Raw genomic sequence first — 17,481 nt, forward strand, 5'->3', positions numbered from 1 at the left:
GAAGGCGAAGTGAAATCCGGTCTTCACCCGTCTATGCAGGCCATGCGATTAAGCCTTTGAGAAATCGAAACTTCCCGCGGGCGCCTGCAGTCTTGGACAGGACTGGGTCAGTCGGCGAACCGCCCGACCCCTGCCCACATTCCACCAACAGACGGGCTCTCCTTCCTTTTCGGGCAAATCCTCACGGACGTCCTGAAAAGGAATGATCTCCTGTCGTGTCGGGTTTTCGGAATGCGTGCACGAACGCGCCAGCCGAGGCCGGCACGTCCGGAGGCGGTTCTTTAACCGCTCCGGGCTTGCTTGCCAAGAGCAAAATTCACACCAGTTCCAATCCGTCGCCGGACGGGCTTGAGACGGGCTGGTAAGCGCCAATTCAGGCCGTTTTGACCGCGTAAGGCAGCGGCTTGCCCGCGAAGAACGCGGTCAGGTTCGCCAGCACGCAGTCCTGCATGGCAACGTGCGATTCGAGGGTATGGCCGCCGACATGGGGGGAGAACACCACGTTCGGCAGCGCGGTCAGCGCGTCGGGAGCGTGCGGTTCCTTCTCGAACACGTCGAGGCCGGCGCCGGCGATGGTCTTGTCGGTGAGTGCCGCCACCAAGGCCTTCTGGTCGATCACGGAGCCGCGGGAGATGTTGACGACGTAGCCGTCCGCCCCGAGCCGCTTCAGGATGTCGGCGTTGACGACGTGCTCGGTCTCGGCCCCTGCCCGAACCGCGATCATCAGCACGCTGCACCAGTCGGCCAGCGCCTCGAGCGACGGGAAAGATCGATAGGGCAGATCGTATCGGGTGCGGCTGAAATAGCCGACCTCGCTCTCGAAAGCCGCGCAGCGCGCGGCGATCTTGCGGCCGATTTCGCCCATGCCGTAGACGCCGATGCGGCGGCCGGGCATGCCGGCCTGTGGCCGCATCATCGGCGACGGCTTCGAGGCGGCCCAGTCGCCGCTGCGGACATATTGGTCGGCGACCAGGATCCGCCGCGTCGCCGCCAGCATCAGGGTCATCGCGATGTCGGCGACCGAGGCCGCGTTGGCGCCGGGACTGTGACCGACCGCAATGTTGCGGCTGGCGGCCGCCTGCAGGTCGACGCCGTCATAGCCGGTGCCGTAGCAGACGATGGCGCCGAGCTTGGGGAACAGGTCCATCGCCTCCGCGCCGAGCAGCGAGCTGCCGGCGGTCAGCAGCGCGCGGATGCCGCCAAGCTCCTCGGCCGGAAACACGTCGCGCGCGGGCTTGCCGCCGGTGTCGAGCAGCTCGAAGCGCTCGGCGAAGCGCGCCATCATCGTCTTGGGAAAGCGCGAATAGATCAGGACCTTGTCAGCCATTGTTCTTGTTTCCAGTGAGCGCCGCCACAAACGACGAGGGGCGGAATCGGTTGCCCAATTCCGCCCCTCGCCTCATGCAATTTTCAGCCTTAGCCGAGAATGGTGCCCGGCTCGACCTTCACGCCCGGGCCCATCGTCGAGGACACCGCAACGCGCTGGATGTAAGTGCCCTTGGAGCCGGCCGGCTTGGCCTTGGAGACGGCGTCAGCCAGGGCCTTGATGTTCTCGACCAGCTTTTCCTCGGAGAACGAGGCCTTACCGACGCCGGCCTGCAGGATGCCGGCCTTCTCGACGCGGAACTCGACCGAGCCGCCCTTGGCACCCTTCACCGCGCCGGTGACGTCCATGGTCACGGTGCCAATCTTCGGGTTCGGCATCAGGCCGCGCGGGCCGAGCACCTTACCGAGACGGCCGACCAGCGGCATCATGTCGGGGGTGGCGATGCAGCGGTCGAAATCGATCGAGCCGTTCTGCACCTTCTCGACCAGGTCTTCGGCGCCGACCACGTCGGCACCCGCAGCCTTGGCCTCATCGGCCTTGGCGCCGCGGGCGAACACACCGACGCGGAGCGTACGGCCGGTGCCGTTCGGCAGGGTCACGACGCCGCGAACCATCTGGTCGGCGTGACGCGGATCGACGCCGAGGTTGATCGCGATCTCGATGGTCTCGTCGAACTTCGCTTTCGCGCGCTCCTTGACCATCTTGATGGCGTCCGCGAGCGGGTAAAGCTTTTCGCGATCAACACCTTCGCGGGCTTTGTTCAAACGCTTTCCGATTGCCATGACCGCTTACCCCGCAACTTCCAGGCCCATCGAACGGGCGGAGCCCTCGACCATCTTCATGGCCGATTCGATGGAATCACAATTGAGATCCTTCATCTTCTTCTCGGCGATCTCGCGCACCTGCGCCTTGGTCACCTTGCCGGCCTTGTCGCGGCCCGGCGCCTTCGAGCCGGACTGGATCTTGGCGGCTTGCTTGAGGAAGAACGACATCGGGGGCGTCTTCATCTCGAAGGTGAACGAACGATCGGCGTAGATCGTGATCACCACGGGAATCGGGGTGTTCTTCTCTTCCTTCTGGGTCTGCGCGTTGAACGCCTTGCAGAACTCCATGATGTTGAGACCGCGCTGACCGAGCGCGGGACCGATCGGGGGCGAAGGATTCGCCGCACCGGCCGGGACCTGAAGCTTCAGGTATCCGGTCACTTTCTTTGCCATGTATCACTCCTGTTGTGCCGGCGTGACGCCGGCGGTTTCAGGTTCGTGGTCGGGATCAACGGCGGCTGGCAACCGCCCTCGTCCTCCCACGGCCTCTTGTCGCGCAAGGCCTGAAGCCTCACGCCTCGTCCGGTCAGACCTTCTCGACCTGACCGAATTCCAGCTCGACCGGCGTTGCGCGACCGAAGATCGACACCGCGACCTTCACGCGCGAGCGCGCCTCGTCGATTTCCTCGACGACGCCCGAGAACGAGGCGAACGGCCCATCGGCCACGCGCACATTCTCGCCGATCTCGAACGACACCGACGCCTTGGGCCGCTCCACGCCCTCCTGCACCTGGTGCAGGATGCGCATGGCTTCGGCCTCCGAGATCGGCATCGGCTTGTTTTCCGCGCCAAGGAAGCCCGTGACCTTCGGCGTGTTCTTGATCAGATGAAACGCCTCGTCGGTCAGCTTCATCTTCACCAGCACGTAGCCGGGGAAGAACTTGCGCTCGGCGTCGATCTTGCGGCCGCGGCGCACTTCCGTGACCTTCTCGGTCGGCACCAGCACCAGCTCGAACAGCTCCTCGAGCCCGCGCTGCTTGGCCTGCTCGCGGATCGATTCGGCGACCTTCTTCTCGAAGTTCGAATAGGCGTGGACGATGTACCAGCGCTTGTCGGACAGTTGAGCGGTTGCTGTTGCCATCATTGAATGCCCAGAAGGAAGGTGATGAGAACGCGGATGACCTGGTCGGCGGCGAAGAAGAAGATCGAGGCCACGGCGACCATGACGAACACCATGATGGTGGTGATGGTGGTCTCGCGGCGGGTGGGCCAGGTGACCTTGGCGGTCTCCGAGCGCACTTCCTGCAAGAACTTGAACGGGCTGACTGCCATCGTTTTGATGTCCAACGTCCGTCGACAGACGCTCATGAATTTCAGGGATCCGAACAGCCGCCGTTGGCCCAGCCCTCTGTCTCGAAGGATGAGCCGGAAACCGGGCTCGATTGTTCGGGGATTTCAAAGCCGCGCCGGAGATCCGCGTCTAACGGGCCGGCTGCGAGTGCGGGGTATCTACTGCGGATAGGCCCAAAGGTCAAGATATAGAGGGCGCGCCCCAGGTGAGCCGATCTCCCCCGGCGGGAGAGCAGAGCCAAGCTCGATCAAAGGCTTATCCGCCCCCCCCGGCACGGCATGACCCGCGGCTTCCAACCGCCTGCTTCAGAGCGCCCCGTCGGGGCACTCGCCGCGTCGGCCGCCGCGCGATCAGTCGGCCCGGTCGACGATCGAAACGCCCGGCAGCGGCACTACGAACTTTCCGCCTTCGGCGAAATAGCGGGCGTGCTTGGCCCGGATCGGGTCGACATAGCGCCAGGCGAAGACGACCACGAACGCCGGCTTGCGCTCGTAAAGGGCGGCAGGCGGCAGGATCGGGATGTCATAGCCCGGACCGGCCATCACGTTCCCCTTCTTGGGGTCGTCGTCGACCAGGAAGTCGATCTTGTTCTCCAGGCCGAACTGCGGCAGCAGGGTCGTGGTGCCGACCGAGACGCCGTAGCCGGCGACGAGCTGACCGCGCGCATGGGCAGCGTCCGCCATCGCGACCAGCTCATCGCGGATGGCGGCGATCCGTTTCACGTAGGGCGCATAATAGGCCGGCTGGTCGACACCGAGCCGCTCTTCCTCGGCAACGAAGCGCGCGACCTCCGCCGACGGCTTCTTGGCGCCCCCGGCGCGCTGCACGGTCACGCGGATCGAGCCGCCCTTGGTCCAGATGTGCTGGACGTCGATCAGCTCCATGCCGAGCCGGGCAAAGAAACGGATCAGCGGCTTGATGTTAAAATACGACAGGTGCTCGTGATAGACCGTGTCGAGCAGGTTCTTCTCGGTGACGTCGACGCCATATTGCGTTTCGAAGACGAACAATCCGTCCGGCGCGAGCACGTCGCGAACGCCGATCACCAGGGGATCGAGATTGTCGACATTGGCGATCATGTTGTTGGCGATCACGACGCTCGCCGCACCGTGGCTCTGCAGGATGCGACGCCCGATCGCATCGGTGAAGAAATCGCCGATGGTCTCGATCCCCGCCTCCGTCGCGCGCCGCGCGATCTCGACGGCGGGATCGACGCCGAGCACCCGCATCCCGCGCTCCTTGAAGAAGCCGAGCAGCGATCCGTCGTTGCTGCCGAGCTCGACGACCAGCGAGCCCGGCGCGATGGCGAAGCGGCTGACGACGTCGTTGGCATAGCCCGCGAAGTGCTCCCGCAGGCCGAGCGAGAGCGACGTGGTGTAGACGTAGTTGCGGTACTGGATCTCCGGATTGCCGACGTGGAGAATCTGCAGATGGCCGCAATCCCTGCACAGATGCAGCGCCATCGGCACCGCGGCGCGGAACACGGGATCGTCGACGCTGGCGTCGGGGACCTGGAAGTTCGGTGTGCCGATCGGCATGCCGGCCATCGGGACGACCAGCTCCTGCTTGTCCGAATGGCAGAGGCGGCAGGTTTGGCGGACGTAGAACAGATTTTTCATCGTGGAACCGAAAATTGAGACAAGCGATCGGGTGAGGCAATCCCACCCCGTGAAAACCACATCGGCAGCAATGGTCTCAAGTGGGTCATGGCTGGCTCGAGACTTCCCTGCCCAGCCCGTCGTAGCTGGGGGCCTCCGCCGCCGCCTTGGCGGCGTTGTCCGCGGAATACGATCCGCGCTCCGGACTTGCCAGCCAGATCACACCTCCAACAAGCCCGATGATGACGCTGATGGCGCCCAGCAGAAGCGAAACTGAGAGCGCTTGCTCGGAAGGGACGCCCGCCAGACCGAGGCAGGCGACCATCGCCCCCTCCCGAACGCCCCAGCCGCTGATCGAGATCGGGACCGCGGTCAACAGCACCACCGGCGGAATCAGGACCCCGGCGTCCGTCACCGAGAGCTGGGCGCCGACACCGCGCGCCAAGGCGTAGCAGGCCGCCGCGGTCACGAGATGGATGAGGAGCGCCGATCCGAACAGCAAAGCGCGACTCTTCGATTGCAGGAGGAGGAACCTGACCAGTGCTCCGAATCGGACGAAGCTTGCGATCGCCGGATGCGCCACGAGGCGCTTGGGCAGACGATCGAGGGTCAACAGGACAGTAGTGCCGGCGACGCCCGCCAGCGTCAGGCCGCCGATCGCCAGGATCGCGGCCGGATTGGACACGCGTGACGTGAGGAACGGCAATCCGGCGACCATCAGCACGATCAGCCCGATCAGGGCCGTGAAACGATCAGCCGCAACGCCCTTGACCGCCTCCGGCCACTGCACGCCGCGCTGGCGCAGCAGCCAGATCCGCACGGCGTCCCCGCCGACCGACGACGGCAACACCTGATTGAACCAGAGGCTGATCATCAGAATGCGCCAGCCCGCGAGCCAGTCCAGCGAGACGCCGAGCGCACGCATGATCAGCTCCCACCGGCCATTGAGCACGAAGGTCTGGAAGAAAATCAGCGTCAGCGCGAGAACGAACAGGAAAGGATCGACCGAAACAAGATGGCTGCGCAATTGTTGCAGGTCGAGACCGCGCGCGATGTAGACCAGCACCGCGATCGACAGCAGCAGCTTTACCGAAAACAGGGCCGCCTGCTTGAACCGCGACTGCATCGAGTGCCCGCCTCAGGATGCCGGATATTCCGCGCGACCGATGACAAGGTCGATCGCGGCCATCATCCAGAACTGGTGCGTCGTCTCGACGATGTTGTAGCTGCGGCTGTCGACAAAGAAATTGATGTCGCCGAGATTGCGCAGGGGATTGTCCGCATTCATGCCCGACAGCGTGATCACGTCGAGCTTCATCGTCCGCGCCTGCGCAACCGCATTGAGGATGTTCTTCGAGCGCCCCGACGAGCTGATCGCGACGAGGCAGTCGCCGGCACGCGCGCTCAATCGCACCGCGTGCGCGATCCAATCCTCGAAGCCGTAATCGTTGGCGAGGCACGACATCATGCTGGCGTCGCTGAAGCAGAGCGCGGGCACCGCTGCGTTCTTCGCCAGATCGATCGCCAGATGCGAGGCGATGCCCGCCGAACCGCCGTTGCCGATGAAGATGACGCGGCCGCCCTGCTCGCGCGCGCGCAACCAGACGGCGCGGGTGGCGGAGATGCTGGCAAAAACGCCGTCGTCGATCGCCGTCGCACGATGCAGGCGCCCCACATAATCCACGAGGAAAGCCTTGTGATCGGGATCGACGGACTCGACAGGCATGGGCTGGCGGCTCGACTGCAACATGATGCCCTGATACCGGCTATCACCAGGGATTGCAAAGGTATAATGCTTGCAAAGTCGGCGAGCGGCTGATAGTCGGCTTTCGGGTTTCACTCAACATTGGCCGGCCTGTTTCGCTGGGCATTCGCGTCACGGATGTTCCCCATGAAATGCATTGTCACTGGTGGCGCAGGTTTCATCGGAAGTCACCTCGTCGATCGCCTCCTCGACGATGGCCACGAGGTCGTCGCGCTCGACAATTTCGTCATCGGTCGCCCGGAAAACCTGGCCTCGCGCGCCAGTTCGAGCCGGTTGAAGGTGGTGCGGGCTGATGTCACCGACCTCGACTCGATCAGGCCGTATTTCCACGGTGTCGACTGGGTCTTCCACCTCGCGGCGCTGGCCGACATCGTTCCCTCGATCGAGTCCCCGATCCCGTATCATCGCGCCAATGTCGACGGCACGGTCAACGTTCTCGAGGCGGCGCGGCACGCCGGCGTCCGCCGTTTCGTCTATGCCGCATCGTCGTCCTGCTACGGCATTCCCGACGCCTACCCGACGCCGGAGAGCGCCGAGATCCGGCCGATGTACCCCTACGCGCTTACCAAGAATCTCGGCGAGCAGTGCGTCATGCACTGGTGCCAGGTCTACAAGCTGCCCGCGGTCGCGCTCCGCCTGTTCAACGTGTACGGGCCGCGCCATCGCACCACCGGCACCTACGGTGCCGTGTTCGGCGTCTTCATGGCGCAGAAGCTCGCCGGCAAGCCCTTCACGGTGGTCGGCGACGGTGAACAGACGCGCGACTTCACTTTCGTCAGCGACGTCGCAGACGCCTTCGTGACCGCCGCGCGCTCCGATATCTCGCACGAGATATTCAACGTCGGCTCGGACAACACCTACAGCGTCAACCGGCTGGTCGAGCTTCTCGGCGGCGACAAGGTCCACATCCCCAAACGTCCGGGCGAGCCCGATTGCACCTACGCCGACATTACCAAGATCAAACGGGTCCTGAACTGGGCGCCGAAGGTGAAATTCGAGGAAGGCGTTGCGACGATGCTGAAATCGATGGATCAGTACAAGGACGCGCCGCTGTGGACGGTCGACAAGATCGCCGACGCCACCAAGGACTGGTTCAAATATCTCGGTGACGACGGCGGCGCGGCCCAGAAGGCAAGCTCTTGAACAGGTGCGCGGGATATCATTGCCGCGATTCGATCATTTCCGGGCGGCCATCTGAGACCTACCGGCGCTTTGGGTAATTCACATGGCTCATCCTCAGACAGACAAACCGGCCGTCCATCCGGCACCGCACGACAAGATCAAGACGGTCGAGGAGCTCGGCGAGATGGCGCGTGCCGCGCAGGCAAAGGGCCTGACCGTCGCGCTCTGCCACGGCGTGTTCGATCTGGTGCATCTCGGCCACGTCCGGCACATCCTGGCGGCGCGCAACGAGGCCGACGTGGTCATCGTGACCATCACCGCCGACCGTTTCGTCAACAAGGGCCCGGGACGGCCGATCTTCCCGGAGAACATGCGTGCCGAGATGCTGGCCGCGCTCGGCACGGTCGACTGGGTCGGCATCAACCAGACCTCCAGTGCCGAACCGGTGCTCGATACCGTGCGCCCCGACATCTACGTGAAGGGCTCGGACTACGAGAATCCCGAGGACGACGTCACCGGCAAGATCGCCATCGAGCGCGAGGCCGTCGAACGTCATGGCGGGCGAATCGTCTTCACGCGCGACGTGACCTTCAGCTCGTCGTCGCTGCTGAACCGCTACTTCGACATCTACGATCCACCCTTGCGCGACTACCTGCAGAAGGTGCGCGAAGGCGGTGGCGCCGAGCGGCTGCTGAAGCTGATCGACAAGATCCAGGACATGCACGTCGTGCTGGTCGGCGATACCATCATCGACGAATACCAATACGTCACGGCGCTCGGGAAGGCTTCGAAGGAGAACATCGTCGCCACCCTGCTCAAGAACGGCGAGCAATTCGCCGGCGGCGTCATTGCAGCGGCCAACCACGTCGCGAGCTTCTGCAAGTCGGTCGAGATCGTCACGACGCTGGGCGGCAACGACTACCCTGAAGAGTTCATTCGCGCGCATGTCCGCCCGAACGTCACGCTGACGCCGATCCGCATTCAGGGCCGTCCGACGACCCGCAAATTGCGCTACGTCGAGATGGGCTATCTGCACAAGCTGTTCGAAGTCTATACGATGGACGACACGCCGCTGGACGAGACCACGCGCAAGGAGATCGACCGCGTCACCACCGAGCGCGTGCGCGCCGCGGACGTCGTCATCGTCACCGATTTCGGTCACGGCATGATCGCGTCCAGCACGATCGAGGCGTTGATCGCGAACTCCAAGTTCCTGGCGGTCAACGCCCAGAGCAACAGCGGCAACCACGGCTACAACCTGATCACGAAATATCCGCGGGCCGACTACATCTGCATCGACGCGCCGGAAGCGCGGCTGGCCGCCACCGACAAGTTCAGCGACATCGCATCGGTGATCGAGGACAACCTGCACCGCAAGATCGATTGCGACAACATGATCATCACGCACGGCTCCTTCGGCTGCTACCCCTTCTCGTCGAAGACCGGCGTCGCGCGCGTGCCCGCTTTCACCAAGACGGTGGTCGACACGGTCGGCGCAGGCGATGCCTTCCTGACGATCACGGCGCCGCTGGTGGCGGCCGGCGGCAACATCGAGGACGTCGCCTTCATCGGCAATGCGGCGGGCGCGATCAAGGTCGGCATCGTCGGTCACCGCAACTCGGTCGAAAAGGCACCGCTGGTCAAGTTCGTCACCGCGTTGTTGAAGTAACGCGAACGGAAAATCTGGAGAACGACAGTGATTGATCGGAAATGGAACGTGATGGTCACCGGCGGCGCCGGCTATGTCGGCAGCGTGCTGGTTCCCCAGTTGCTGGCGGCCGGCCACAAGGTCACGGTGCTCGACCTCTTCATGTATGGTGACGACGTCTTCAACGCCGTTCGCGACAATCCGAACCTGCGCCTGATCAAGGGCGACATCCGCGATGAGGCCGCAGTCAACGAGGCCCTGCGCGGCAACGACGCGGTGATCCACCTCGCCTGCATTTCCAACGACCCCTCGTTCGAGTTGGATCCGGCACTCGGCAAGTCGATCAACTACGACTGCTTCCGGCCGATGGTGCGCGCGGCGAAGAAGGCCGGCGTCAAGCGCTTCATCTACGCCTCCTCGTCGAGCGTCTACGGCATCAAGGACGAGGCCGAGGTGACCGAGGAATTGTCCTGCGAGCCGCTCACCGACTACTCCAAGTTCAAGGCGATGTGCGAGACCGACCTCGCCGAAGAGGCCGCGCCCGGCTTCGTCACCTGCACGGTTCGTCCCGCCACCGTCTGCGGCTACGCTCCGCGGCAGCGGCTCGACGTCGTCGTCAACATCCTGACCAACCTCGCGGTCAACACCGGCCGCATCCGCGTGTTCGGCGGAACGCAGAAGCGGCCCAATCTGCACATCCAGGACATGTCGGCGGCCTATCTGTTCCTGCTGCAGCAGGACGACGCGAAGATCGACGGCAAGACCTACAACATCGGCTATGAAAACCACTCGCTGATGAAGATCGCCGACATCGTCAAGTCGGTGGTCGGAGACAACGTCGACGTCGCCGTCGAGCCGACCGACGATCTGCGCTCCTACCACGTGTCTTCGGAGAAGATCCGCCGCGAGCTCGGATTTGCGCCGACCCACACGATCGAGCAGGCCGTGTCCGGCCTCGTGGACGCCTTCAAGGCCGGCCGCCTGCCGAACTCGCTCAACGATCCCCGGTATTTCAACATCAAGATGATGCAGAACATCAGCCTGAAGTGAGCGGCGTGCGGATCGGCATCGATTTCGACAACACGATCATCTGCTACGACAAGGTCTTTGCCGCCGTCGCGCGTCAGCGTGGGCTGGTGCCGGAGGGCTGGGAGGGGCTGAAGAGCGAGGTCCGGGACCTGTTGCGGTCTCGTGCCGGCGGCGAGCTGGCCTGGCAGGGGCTGCAGGGCTTCGTCTACGGCAAGGGCATCGGCGGCGCCGAGATCTATCCTGGGGTCCGCGAGTTCCTCGCAAGCTGCCGCAAGGCCGGCGCGAGCGTCTTCATCGTCAGCCACAAGACGCAGTTCGGCCATCAGGACCCCGACCGCGTCGACTTGCGCGAGGCCGCACGCGGCTGGTTGAAAGCTGCAGGTCTCGTCGACACCGCCGATGCGGCGCTGGCGGAGGGCAATGTCTATTTCGAGGACACGCTGGCGGCCAAGGTCGAGCGGCTCGCGAGCCTGAAGCTCGATATCTTCATCGACGATCTCGTCGACGTCTTCGAGCAGCCGCATTTTCCGAAGGCGACGCGATCGATCCTGTTCACGCAGTCGCAGCCGCCTCATCCCGCCCATTGCGAGCCGATCGCGAGCTGGGCGGACATCAGCCGCGGGGTGTTCGCGCCATGAGCGAGCCGGACCTGAACGCGCTGGATGCCATTTCGATCGGCAGCCGCCTGGCCGGCGCGCAGGTCGTGGCCGCTCAACCGGCGCGGTCCGGGGGCAACAACCGGGTGTTTCGGCTGGAGATGGCGAAGGGACCGCCCCTCGCCCTCAAGCATTATCCGTCCGACGGGCGCGATCGCCTGGGACAGGAATACGACGCGCTCACGTTTCTGTCGCGCCACGGCATCTCGTCGACGCCGCGGCCCGTCGCAAAGGACGCAGATGCATTCTGCGCGCTGTATCAATGGTTCGACGGTGACGCGGCGGTGCTGCGTCCCCAGGAGAACGATGCCGACCAGCTGGCCGATTTCCTGATCGAATTGCAGACATTGCGCGACGCCGAGGGGGCGCAGACCCTGCGGAACGCCTCGGCCAGCATCTTCTCGCCCGAGCAAGCCATCGCCCAGTATGAGCAGCGCCTCGACGGACTGAGGCGGGCCGCGGACGATGATCCGGATCTGCGTGCGTTCATCGACGGCAGCCTGGTTCCCACCACCGCCGCCGCCGTCCGACGCCTCCGTCGACGTTATGCGGAACTCGGCCGGGATCCCGCAGCGGACCTTCCGCCCGCTCATCGCGCGTTGAGCCCCTCGGACTTCGGGCTGCACAATGCGCTGCGCGCCGAGGACGGCAGGCTGCGGTTCATCGACTTCGAATATTTCGGGTGGGACGATCCGGTCAAGCTCGTGTCGGACACCGCGATTCACCCAGGCAGCGATCTGCCCGCGGCCAGCGCCAACCGATTGATCGAGAGGCTCTCGCGCGCTTTCGAAGCCGGGGATGACGTGTTTGCGATCCGCCGTGACGTGCTGTATCCTGTGTTCGGGGCGATTTGGTGCCTGATTGTCCTGAATGCCTATTTGCCCGAAAGCCGCTCCCGGCGCGCTCTGGCTGCGCAAGGTGGCGATCTGACGGTCCGCCTTGCCGGCCAGCTCGACAAAGCCCGCCGGCTTCATCAAACGATTTGCCAACGTGATCCAGATCTCACCCCACGCTGAAGCCGCCCTCACCTGCACGCTGGACGAGCGCAGTCTCTACTTGCGCCGCCTGGTCCTCGGTTCTGTCCGCTCCGCGGGACGCGGCCATGTCGGCCCGGCCCTGTCGCTGATCGAGATGGTCCGCGTGCTCTACGACGACGTGCTGCGGATCGACCCGCAAAATCCGCGCGATCCCGATCGCGATCGTGCCATCCTGAGCAAGGGCCACGGTTGTCTCGCGCTCTATGCCTTGCTCGCCGATCGCGGCTTCTTCCCGTTGTCGGAGCTCGAGGGCTTCTGCGGTTCCGACAGTATCCTGGGCGGACATCCCGAATACGGCATGGTGCCGGGAGTCGAGGCCTCGACCGGCGCGCTCGGACACGGCCTGTCGATCGGCGTCGGCCTTGCGCTCGCCGCGCGCATGCGCGAGCGCAGCTACCGGACCTTCGTCCTGCTCGGCGACGGCGAGATCAACGAGGGATCGGTGTGGGAGGCCGCGATGGGCGCGGCCAAGCACGGGCTCGACAACCTGGTCGCGATGATCGACTACAACAAGCTGCAGAGCTACGGACCGACCGATTACGTCCTGCCGCTGGAGCCGCTCGCGGACAAATGGCGCAGCTTCGGCTTTGCCGTGCAGGAGCTCAACGGCCACGACATCGGCGCGCTGCGCACCGTCCTGAAGCAGGTCCCGGCCGTTCCGGGCAAACCCACAGCGATCATCTGCCATACCGTCAAGGGCAAGGGTCTGCCGGCCGCGGAATCCAACGCCGATTGGCATCACAAGAACAAGCTGACCGACAGCGAGCTCGACGCCATTCGCGTCGCCGTCGGCGATTTTTGATCGGCTCCCCATGCGCAACACCGCGATGAACATGGTCCACAAGCTCGCCGCGCGCGACGAGCGGGTGCTCTACATCGGCTCCGATCCCGGCGCCGGCACGCTGCGCGCGATGAGCAAGGAGTTTCCCAAGCGCCATCTGATCGAGGGCATTTCGGAGGCGCACATCATCGGCATGTCGGCCGGCCTGGCGATGGAGGGCTTCGTGCCCTACGTCAACACCATCGCGACCTTCCTCACCCGCCGCTGCTACGAGCAGGTCGCCGTCGATCTCTGCCTGCACAACCTGCCGGTACGGCTGATCGCCAATGGCGGCGGTCTCGTCTACGCGCCGCTCGGCCCCACCCACCAGGCGATCGAAGACATCGCCATCATGCGGGCGCTGCCGAACATGACGGTGATCTGCCCGTGCGACGCCGACGAGGCCGCGCGCATGATGGACAAGACGCTCGACTGGACCGGACCGATCTACATCCGGCTGGGCAAGGGCGGCGACGCCATCGTCTCGAAGGCCGAGCACGGCTTCGAGATCGGCAAGGCCATCCTGATGCGGCCGCCGGGCGACGTGCTCATGGTGACCACCGGCATCATGCTCCAGCGCGCCATCGCCGCCGCCGACCAGCTCGCCGCGCAAGGCATTCGCGCCGGCATCCTGCACATGCACACGGTGAAGCCGCTCGACGCCGAGGCGCTGCTCCAGGCGGTACGCGGCACCAAGCTCGTGGCGACGCTGGAGGAGCACGTGCCCTCCGGCGGCCTCGGCAGCGCCGTCGCCGAAACGCTGATCGACAGGCTCGGCTCCGGCTTTCCCGCCATGCTTCGGCTCTCGCTGCCGGACCGCTTCATGCACAATTACGGCTCGCAGGATTCGCTGCTGAAGAAGCACGGACTGTCCGCCAACGCCATCGCGACGTCGATCGAGCACGCGCTCGCGGCGTCGCGCAGCTCCGCTCCTCAACTTCATTCCACCTGACGGGTCACATGTACGACGTTCGATATTCCTATCTGCTCGAGCAATTCTCCGACCCCGCTCCGATCCTGGCCGAGATCGGCCGGCTGGTTGCGACCGGTGACTTCACCCTTGGCAAGCCTGTTGCCGAATTCGAGAAGCGCTTTGCCGAGCTGATCGGCGTGCGTCACGCCATCGGCGTCGGATCGGGCACTGACGCGCTCAAGCTGCCGCTCAAGGCGCTCGGCGTCGGTCATGGCGACGAGGTCATCACCGCCGCCAACACCTTCATCGCCACCGTCGGTGCGATCGCGGAAACCGGTGCGACGCCTGTGCTGGTCGACTGCGACGATTCCTTCTGCATGAACGTCGACCATGTCGAGGCCGCGATCACCGAGAAGACCAAGGCGATCATGCCGGTCCAATTGACCGGCGAGGTCACGGACATGGGCAAGCTGATGGCGATCGCCAAGCGTCGCAACCTGCCCGTGGTCGAGGACGCCTGCCAGGGCATCCTGTCGGAGTTTGCGGGAAAGCGTTCCGGCACCCACGGCGTCGCGGCCGGCTTCTCGCTGCATCCGCTCAAGAACCTCAACGTCTGGGGCGATGCCGGCGTCGTCGTCACCAATGACGACGGTATGAACGAGAAGCTCCGCCTGATCCGCAACCACGGCATGAAGAACCGCGACGAGATCGCGATCCTGGGCTGCAATTCACGGCTCGATTCCCTCCAGGCGGTCGTCGGCAACTGGCTGATCGGTCAGACCAGCGAGATCACGCGGCGCCGGATCGAGAATGCGGCCTATTACGATGCGGGCCTTGCCGGCCTGCCTGGCCTGCGCGTCCCGCCACGCCGGCCCAACGTGAAGCACGTCTACCATCTCTACATGGTGTTCGCCGAACGCCGCGACGAGCTCTACAAATACTGCCTGGACAACGGCATCGAGGCCAAGATCCACTATCCGATCCCGCTGTATCAGCAGGAAGGCCTGAAGCATCTCGGCTACGCGCCCGGCACCTTCCCGGTCACCGACCGCCATGCCAAGGAGGTCATCAGCTTCCCCGTCGACCAGCATCTGACGCGCGCGCAGCAGGACCGCGTCATCGAGACCGTCAGGAAATTCTGCCATGGACGCTGACACCGGCCGCCGGCGCATCGGTTACGTCAATCTTCCCGCGCAATTCGAGGAAGAGCGCGCCGAGATCATGCAGGCGGTGGAAGGTGTATTCCAGCGCGGCGACTTCATCGGCGGCGCGGCGGTCGGCAAGCTCGAGGAGGAATTGTCGGCCTATCTCGGCTCGCCGCATGTGGTGACGCTGAATTCCGGCACCGACGCGCTGATCCTCGCCTTGCGGGCGCTCGACATCGGCCCCGGCGATGAGGTCATCACGCCCCCGAATTCGTTCGTGGCCTCGACCGCCGCGATCATCGCGGTCGGCGCCACGCCGGTGTTTGCGGACGTGCTGCCGGACCAGAACATCGATCCGGCCGCGGTCGAGGCCGCGGTCACGGCGCGCACCAAGGCGATCATGCCGGTGCATCTGACCGGGCGCATGGCCGACATGACGCCGCTGATGGCGATCGCGGACAAGCACGCGCTCGCGGTGATCGAGGACAGCGCCCAGGCGGTCGGCTCGACCTATGACGGCCGGATGAGCGGCACCATCGGCACGTTCGGCTGCTTCTCCGCCCATCCCTTGAAGAATCTCAACGCGGCCGGCGATGCTGGTTTCCTTGTCACCGCCGACGCTGATCTCGCGGCCAGAATCCGCCGGCTGCGCAATCACGGCCTGATCAATCGCAGCGACGTCCAGGAATGGGGTATCGTCTCACGGCTCGACACGCTCCAGGCCGAGGTGCTGCGCATTCGCCTGCGTCATCTGCCCTCGGTGATCGAACGCCGGCGGCGCAACGCCGCGCAATACCGCGCCGAGCTCGAAGGCCTGCCTCTGTTCATTCCGCCCTGCCGCAACATCGAGTTCAACACCTTCCATACCTTCGTGGTGCAGACCGACCGCCGCAACGACTTCCAGAAATATCTGGCCGACAAGGGAATCGAGACCGCCATTCACTATCCGATCCCGATCCACCTGCAGCCGGCGGCGGCGCATCTGGGTCACGGCCGCGGCGCGTTCCCGGTGACCGAGCGGCAGGCCGACCAGATCCTCACGCTTCCCATCAACCAGTTCCTGTCGGCCGCCGATATCAGCTATATCTGCGCGACCGCCCGGGAGTACTTTGCATGACGGATACGGACTTCCTTCAGGCCGACGAGCAGGCGCTGGCGCAGCGCTTCATCGACGACGGCTTCGTCACCACGCCGGCCGACGATCGCGCCGGGCTCGACCGCATCCAGCGGCGTGCTGCGGAGCTCGCGGCGGACTATCTGAAGCTGCCGCACAGCAACGACCCCTACGCGATGCTCGACACCATCCACACGCGCGTGAGCGTGGACGATCTCAACGGCATGCGGCTGCACGTCTTCAACGGCCTCAATGCCGAGCCGTGGTTCCGGCCGACCTATTTCCGCCTGGCGCGCTCGACGATCGAGACCATCGTCGGCAACGAGCTCTGCATGCAGCGCCGTGTCAATCTCAGCATCCAGATGCCCGGGGACAGCTCCTCGCTGCTCGCCACCCATTCCGACGTCTGGTCGGGCGACTCGCCGTTCGAGGTCGTGGTGTGGGTGCCGCTGGTCGACGTGCACCGCACCAAAGCGATGTATCTGCTGCCGCCGTCGCTGAACGGCGAGATGCAGGATCGGATGGCAAGCCTGCGCAGCGCCGAGGAACTCTACAAGACGATCAAGCCGCACGCGACCTTCATCGAGATTCCCTACGGTCACGTGATGCTGTTCAACCAGACCCTCATGCACGGCAACCGCGTCAACGAAGAGCCCGGCACGCGGTGGAGCATGAACTGCCGCTTCAAGAGCATCATGTCGCCCTACGCCGACAAGCGCTTCGGCGAGTTCTTCGAGCCGATCCTGCTGCGCCCGGCGACGCGGGTCGGCATGCAGTACAAGCTGCCGGGAGGCTTCCATGGCTGAGCGAGCCGGCCACCGCGGCTATATCGGCGCCCGGCCGCTGAACGGCAGCCGCACCCCGCAGCACGTCCAGAACATCGTGATCCGCGACTATGCGCGGCGGAAGAACCTGCAATTCCTGCTCAGCGCCGTCGAGCACATCATGCCCGGCAGCTACATGGTGCTCGAGGACATCCTCGACGAGCTGCCGCAGCTGCGCGGCATGATCCTCTACAGCATCTTCATGCTGCCGCCCGACGAGGCTCGCCGGCGGGAAATCTACGACCGCGTGCTGCGCGAAGGCTGCGACATGCACGCGGCCGTCGAGGAGATCACGCTGTCCTCGCCGAAGGACATCCAGGCCGTCGAGGACATCCTGCTGGTCAACAAATACGCGACCATCCTGTGAC

General features: G+C 64.7%; 19 protein-coding genes. 11 read left to right on the forward strand and 8 right to left on the reverse strand.

Annotated features, from left to right (window positions below):
• Positions 1–373 precede the first annotated feature (373 nt).
• The 8 genes from K410_RS0122895 to K410_RS0122930 form a co-directional block, all read right to left on the reverse strand.
• Entirely contained in the window at positions 374–1,327 is a 954-nt protein-coding gene (locus K410_RS0122895) for a 2-hydroxyacid dehydrogenase (protein ID WP_028137031.1), read from the reverse strand.
• An 89-nt stretch (positions 1,328–1,416) separates the two neighbouring features.
• Entirely contained in the window at positions 1,417–2,109 is a 693-nt protein-coding gene (gene rplA, locus K410_RS0122900) for a 50S ribosomal protein L1 (RefSeq protein WP_028137032.1), read from the reverse strand.
• A 6-nt stretch (positions 2,110–2,115) separates the two neighbouring features.
• On the reverse strand, positions 2,116–2,544 hold the full coding sequence (gene rplK, locus K410_RS0122905; RefSeq protein WP_006611824.1) for a 50S ribosomal protein L11: 429 nt from the start codon (positions 2,542–2,544) through the stop codon (positions 2,116–2,118).
• A 133-nt stretch (positions 2,545–2,677) separates the two neighbouring features.
• The gene (nusG, locus tag K410_RS0122910; RefSeq protein WP_007602985.1) at positions 2,678–3,232 is read right to left on the reverse strand and encodes a transcription termination/antitermination protein NusG; all 555 of its coding nucleotides are present in this window, start codon (positions 3,230–3,232) and stop codon (positions 2,678–2,680) included.
• A complete protein-coding gene (secE, locus tag K410_RS0122915; RefSeq protein WP_028137033.1) occupies positions 3,232–3,423 on the reverse strand; it encodes a preprotein translocase subunit SecE in 192 nt (63 codons plus the stop codon). Before secE ends, nusG begins: the two co-directional genes overlap by 1 nt.
• Before the next feature lie 369 nt (positions 3,424–3,792).
• Positions 3,793–5,061, reverse strand: a complete 1,269-nt coding sequence (locus tag K410_RS0122920; protein ID WP_028137034.1) for a class I SAM-dependent methyltransferase — start codon at positions 5,059–5,061, stop codon at positions 3,793–3,795.
• Positions 5,062–5,146: 85 nt separating this feature from the next.
• Positions 5,147–6,166 (reverse strand): lysylphosphatidylglycerol synthase transmembrane domain-containing protein, encoded by a 1,020-nt coding sequence (locus K410_RS0122925; protein ID WP_028137035.1) that lies wholly within the window; start codon positions 6,164–6,166, stop codon positions 5,147–5,149.
• A gap of 12 nt (positions 6,167–6,178) precedes the next feature.
• Positions 6,179–6,766 (reverse strand): SIS domain-containing protein, encoded by a 588-nt coding sequence (locus K410_RS0122930; RefSeq protein ID WP_245269427.1) that lies wholly within the window; start codon positions 6,764–6,766, stop codon positions 6,179–6,181.
• A 165-nt stretch (positions 6,767–6,931) separates the two neighbouring features.
• On the opposite strand from K410_RS0122930, the gene K410_RS0122935 reads away from it, so the two are divergent.
• The 11 genes from K410_RS0122935 to K410_RS0122985 all read left to right on the forward strand — a co-directional run bounded on the left by K410_RS0122935 (position 6,932) and on the right by K410_RS0122985 (position 17,480).
• Positions 6,932–7,948: an SDR family oxidoreductase gene (locus K410_RS0122935; RefSeq protein WP_028137037.1), complete on the forward strand. Its 1,017-nt coding sequence runs from the start codon at positions 6,932–6,934 to the stop codon at positions 7,946–7,948.
• Between the two features lie 82 nt (positions 7,949–8,030).
• Positions 8,031–9,596 (forward strand): PfkB family carbohydrate kinase, encoded by a 1,566-nt coding sequence (locus K410_RS0122940; protein WP_028137038.1) that lies wholly within the window; start codon positions 8,031–8,033, stop codon positions 9,594–9,596.
• A gap of 27 nt (positions 9,597–9,623) precedes the next feature.
• The gene (locus K410_RS0122945; protein ID WP_028137039.1) at positions 9,624–10,625 is read left to right on the forward strand and encodes an NAD-dependent epimerase/dehydratase family protein; all 1,002 of its coding nucleotides are present in this window, start codon (positions 9,624–9,626) and stop codon (positions 10,623–10,625) included.
• Positions 10,626–10,630: 5 nt separating this feature from the next.
• Positions 10,631–11,242, forward strand: a complete 612-nt coding sequence (locus tag K410_RS0122950) for an HAD family hydrolase (RefSeq protein ID WP_245269428.1) — start codon at positions 10,631–10,633, stop codon at positions 11,240–11,242.
• Positions 11,239–12,276: a phosphotransferase gene (locus K410_RS0122955; protein ID WP_049820168.1), complete on the forward strand. Its 1,038-nt coding sequence runs from the start codon at positions 11,239–11,241 to the stop codon at positions 12,274–12,276. The genes K410_RS0122950 and K410_RS0122955 overlap by 4 nt, the downstream gene beginning before the upstream one ends.
• Positions 12,251–13,099, forward strand: coding sequence for a transketolase (locus K410_RS0122960; RefSeq protein ID WP_080672194.1), 849 nt, complete (start codon positions 12,251–12,253; stop codon positions 13,097–13,099). The genes K410_RS0122955 and K410_RS0122960 overlap by 26 nt, the downstream gene beginning before the upstream one ends.
• Before the next feature lie 10 nt (positions 13,100–13,109).
• Entirely contained in the window at positions 13,110–14,069 is a 960-nt protein-coding gene (locus tag K410_RS0122965) for a transketolase family protein (RefSeq protein ID WP_028137043.1), read from the forward strand.
• Between the two features lie 8 nt (positions 14,070–14,077).
• Positions 14,078–15,184 carry a DegT/DnrJ/EryC1/StrS family aminotransferase gene (locus tag K410_RS0122970; RefSeq protein ID WP_028137044.1) on the forward strand — a complete coding sequence of 369 codons (1,107 nt, stop codon included), beginning with the start codon at positions 14,078–14,080 and terminating at the stop codon, positions 15,182–15,184.
• Positions 15,174–16,292 carry a DegT/DnrJ/EryC1/StrS family aminotransferase gene (locus K410_RS0122975; protein ID WP_028137045.1) on the forward strand — a complete coding sequence of 373 codons (1,119 nt, stop codon included), beginning with the start codon at positions 15,174–15,176 and terminating at the stop codon, positions 16,290–16,292. Before K410_RS0122970 ends, K410_RS0122975 begins: the two co-directional genes overlap by 11 nt.
• Positions 16,289–17,095: a sporadic carbohydrate cluster 2OG-Fe(II) oxygenase gene (locus tag K410_RS0122980; protein ID WP_028137046.1), complete on the forward strand. Its 807-nt coding sequence runs from the start codon at positions 16,289–16,291 to the stop codon at positions 17,093–17,095. The genes K410_RS0122975 and K410_RS0122980 overlap by 4 nt, the downstream gene beginning before the upstream one ends.
• Positions 17,088–17,480 carry an LIC12192 family sporadic carbohydrate cluster protein gene (locus K410_RS0122985; protein ID WP_028137047.1) on the forward strand — a complete coding sequence of 131 codons (393 nt, stop codon included), beginning with the start codon at positions 17,088–17,090 and terminating at the stop codon, positions 17,478–17,480. Before K410_RS0122980 ends, K410_RS0122985 begins: the two co-directional genes overlap by 8 nt.
• The last annotated feature ends 1 nt before the right edge of the window (position 17,481 follow it).

Origin of the sequence: Bradyrhizobium sp. 22, assembly GCF_000482425.1 — a bacterium.
In the GTDB taxonomy this organism is placed as follows: Bacteria; Pseudomonadota; Alphaproteobacteria; order Rhizobiales; family Xanthobacteraceae; genus Bradyrhizobium; species Bradyrhizobium japonicum_B.

What these genes read in the sequence shown, in the direction of transcription:
- K410_RS0122895 (WP_028137031.1), bottom strand. Translation starts at nt 1,327, where the DNA reads ATGGCTGACAAGGTCCTGATCTATTCGCGCTTTCCCAAGACGATGATG.
- rplA (WP_028137032.1), bottom strand. Translation starts at nt 2,109, where the DNA reads ATGGCAATCGGAAAGCGTTTGAACAAAGCCCGCGAAGGTGTTGATCGC.
- rplK (WP_006611824.1), bottom strand. Translation starts at nt 2,544, where the DNA reads ATGGCAAAGAAAGTGACCGGATACCTGAAGCTTCAGGTCCCGGCCGGT.
- nusG (WP_007602985.1), bottom strand. Translation starts at nt 3,232, where the DNA reads ATGGCAACAGCAACCGCTCAACTGTCCGACAAGCGCTGGTACATCGTC.
- secE (WP_028137033.1), bottom strand. Translation starts at nt 3,423, where the DNA reads ATGGCAGTCAGCCCGTTCAAGTTCTTGCAGGAAGTGCGCTCGGAGACC.
- K410_RS0122920 (WP_028137034.1), bottom strand. Translation starts at nt 5,061, where the DNA reads ATGAAAAATCTGTTCTACGTCCGCCAAACCTGCCGCCTCTGCCATTCG.
- K410_RS0122925 (WP_028137035.1), bottom strand. Translation starts at nt 6,166, where the DNA reads ATGCAGTCGCGGTTCAAGCAGGCGGCCCTGTTTTCGGTAAAGCTGCTG.
- K410_RS0122930 (WP_245269427.1), bottom strand. Translation starts at nt 6,766, where the DNA reads ATGCCTGTCGAGTCCGTCGATCCCGATCACAAGGCTTTCCTCGTGGAT.
- K410_RS0122935 (WP_028137037.1), top strand. Translation starts at nt 6,932, where the DNA reads ATGAAATGCATTGTCACTGGTGGCGCAGGTTTCATCGGAAGTCACCTC.
- K410_RS0122940 (WP_028137038.1), top strand. Translation starts at nt 8,031, where the DNA reads ATGGCTCATCCTCAGACAGACAAACCGGCCGTCCATCCGGCACCGCAC.
- K410_RS0122955 (WP_049820168.1), top strand. Translation starts at nt 11,239, where the DNA reads ATGAGCGAGCCGGACCTGAACGCGCTGGATGCCATTTCGATCGGCAGC.
- K410_RS0122965 (WP_028137043.1), top strand. Translation starts at nt 13,110, where the DNA reads ATGCGCAACACCGCGATGAACATGGTCCACAAGCTCGCCGCGCGCGAC.
- K410_RS0122970 (WP_028137044.1), top strand. Translation starts at nt 14,078, where the DNA reads ATGTACGACGTTCGATATTCCTATCTGCTCGAGCAATTCTCCGACCCC.
- K410_RS0122975 (WP_028137045.1), top strand. Translation starts at nt 15,174, where the DNA reads ATGGACGCTGACACCGGCCGCCGGCGCATCGGTTACGTCAATCTTCCC.
- K410_RS0122980 (WP_028137046.1), top strand. Translation starts at nt 16,289, where the DNA reads ATGACGGATACGGACTTCCTTCAGGCCGACGAGCAGGCGCTGGCGCAG.
- K410_RS0122985 (WP_028137047.1), top strand. Translation starts at nt 17,088, where the DNA reads ATGGCTGAGCGAGCCGGCCACCGCGGCTATATCGGCGCCCGGCCGCTG.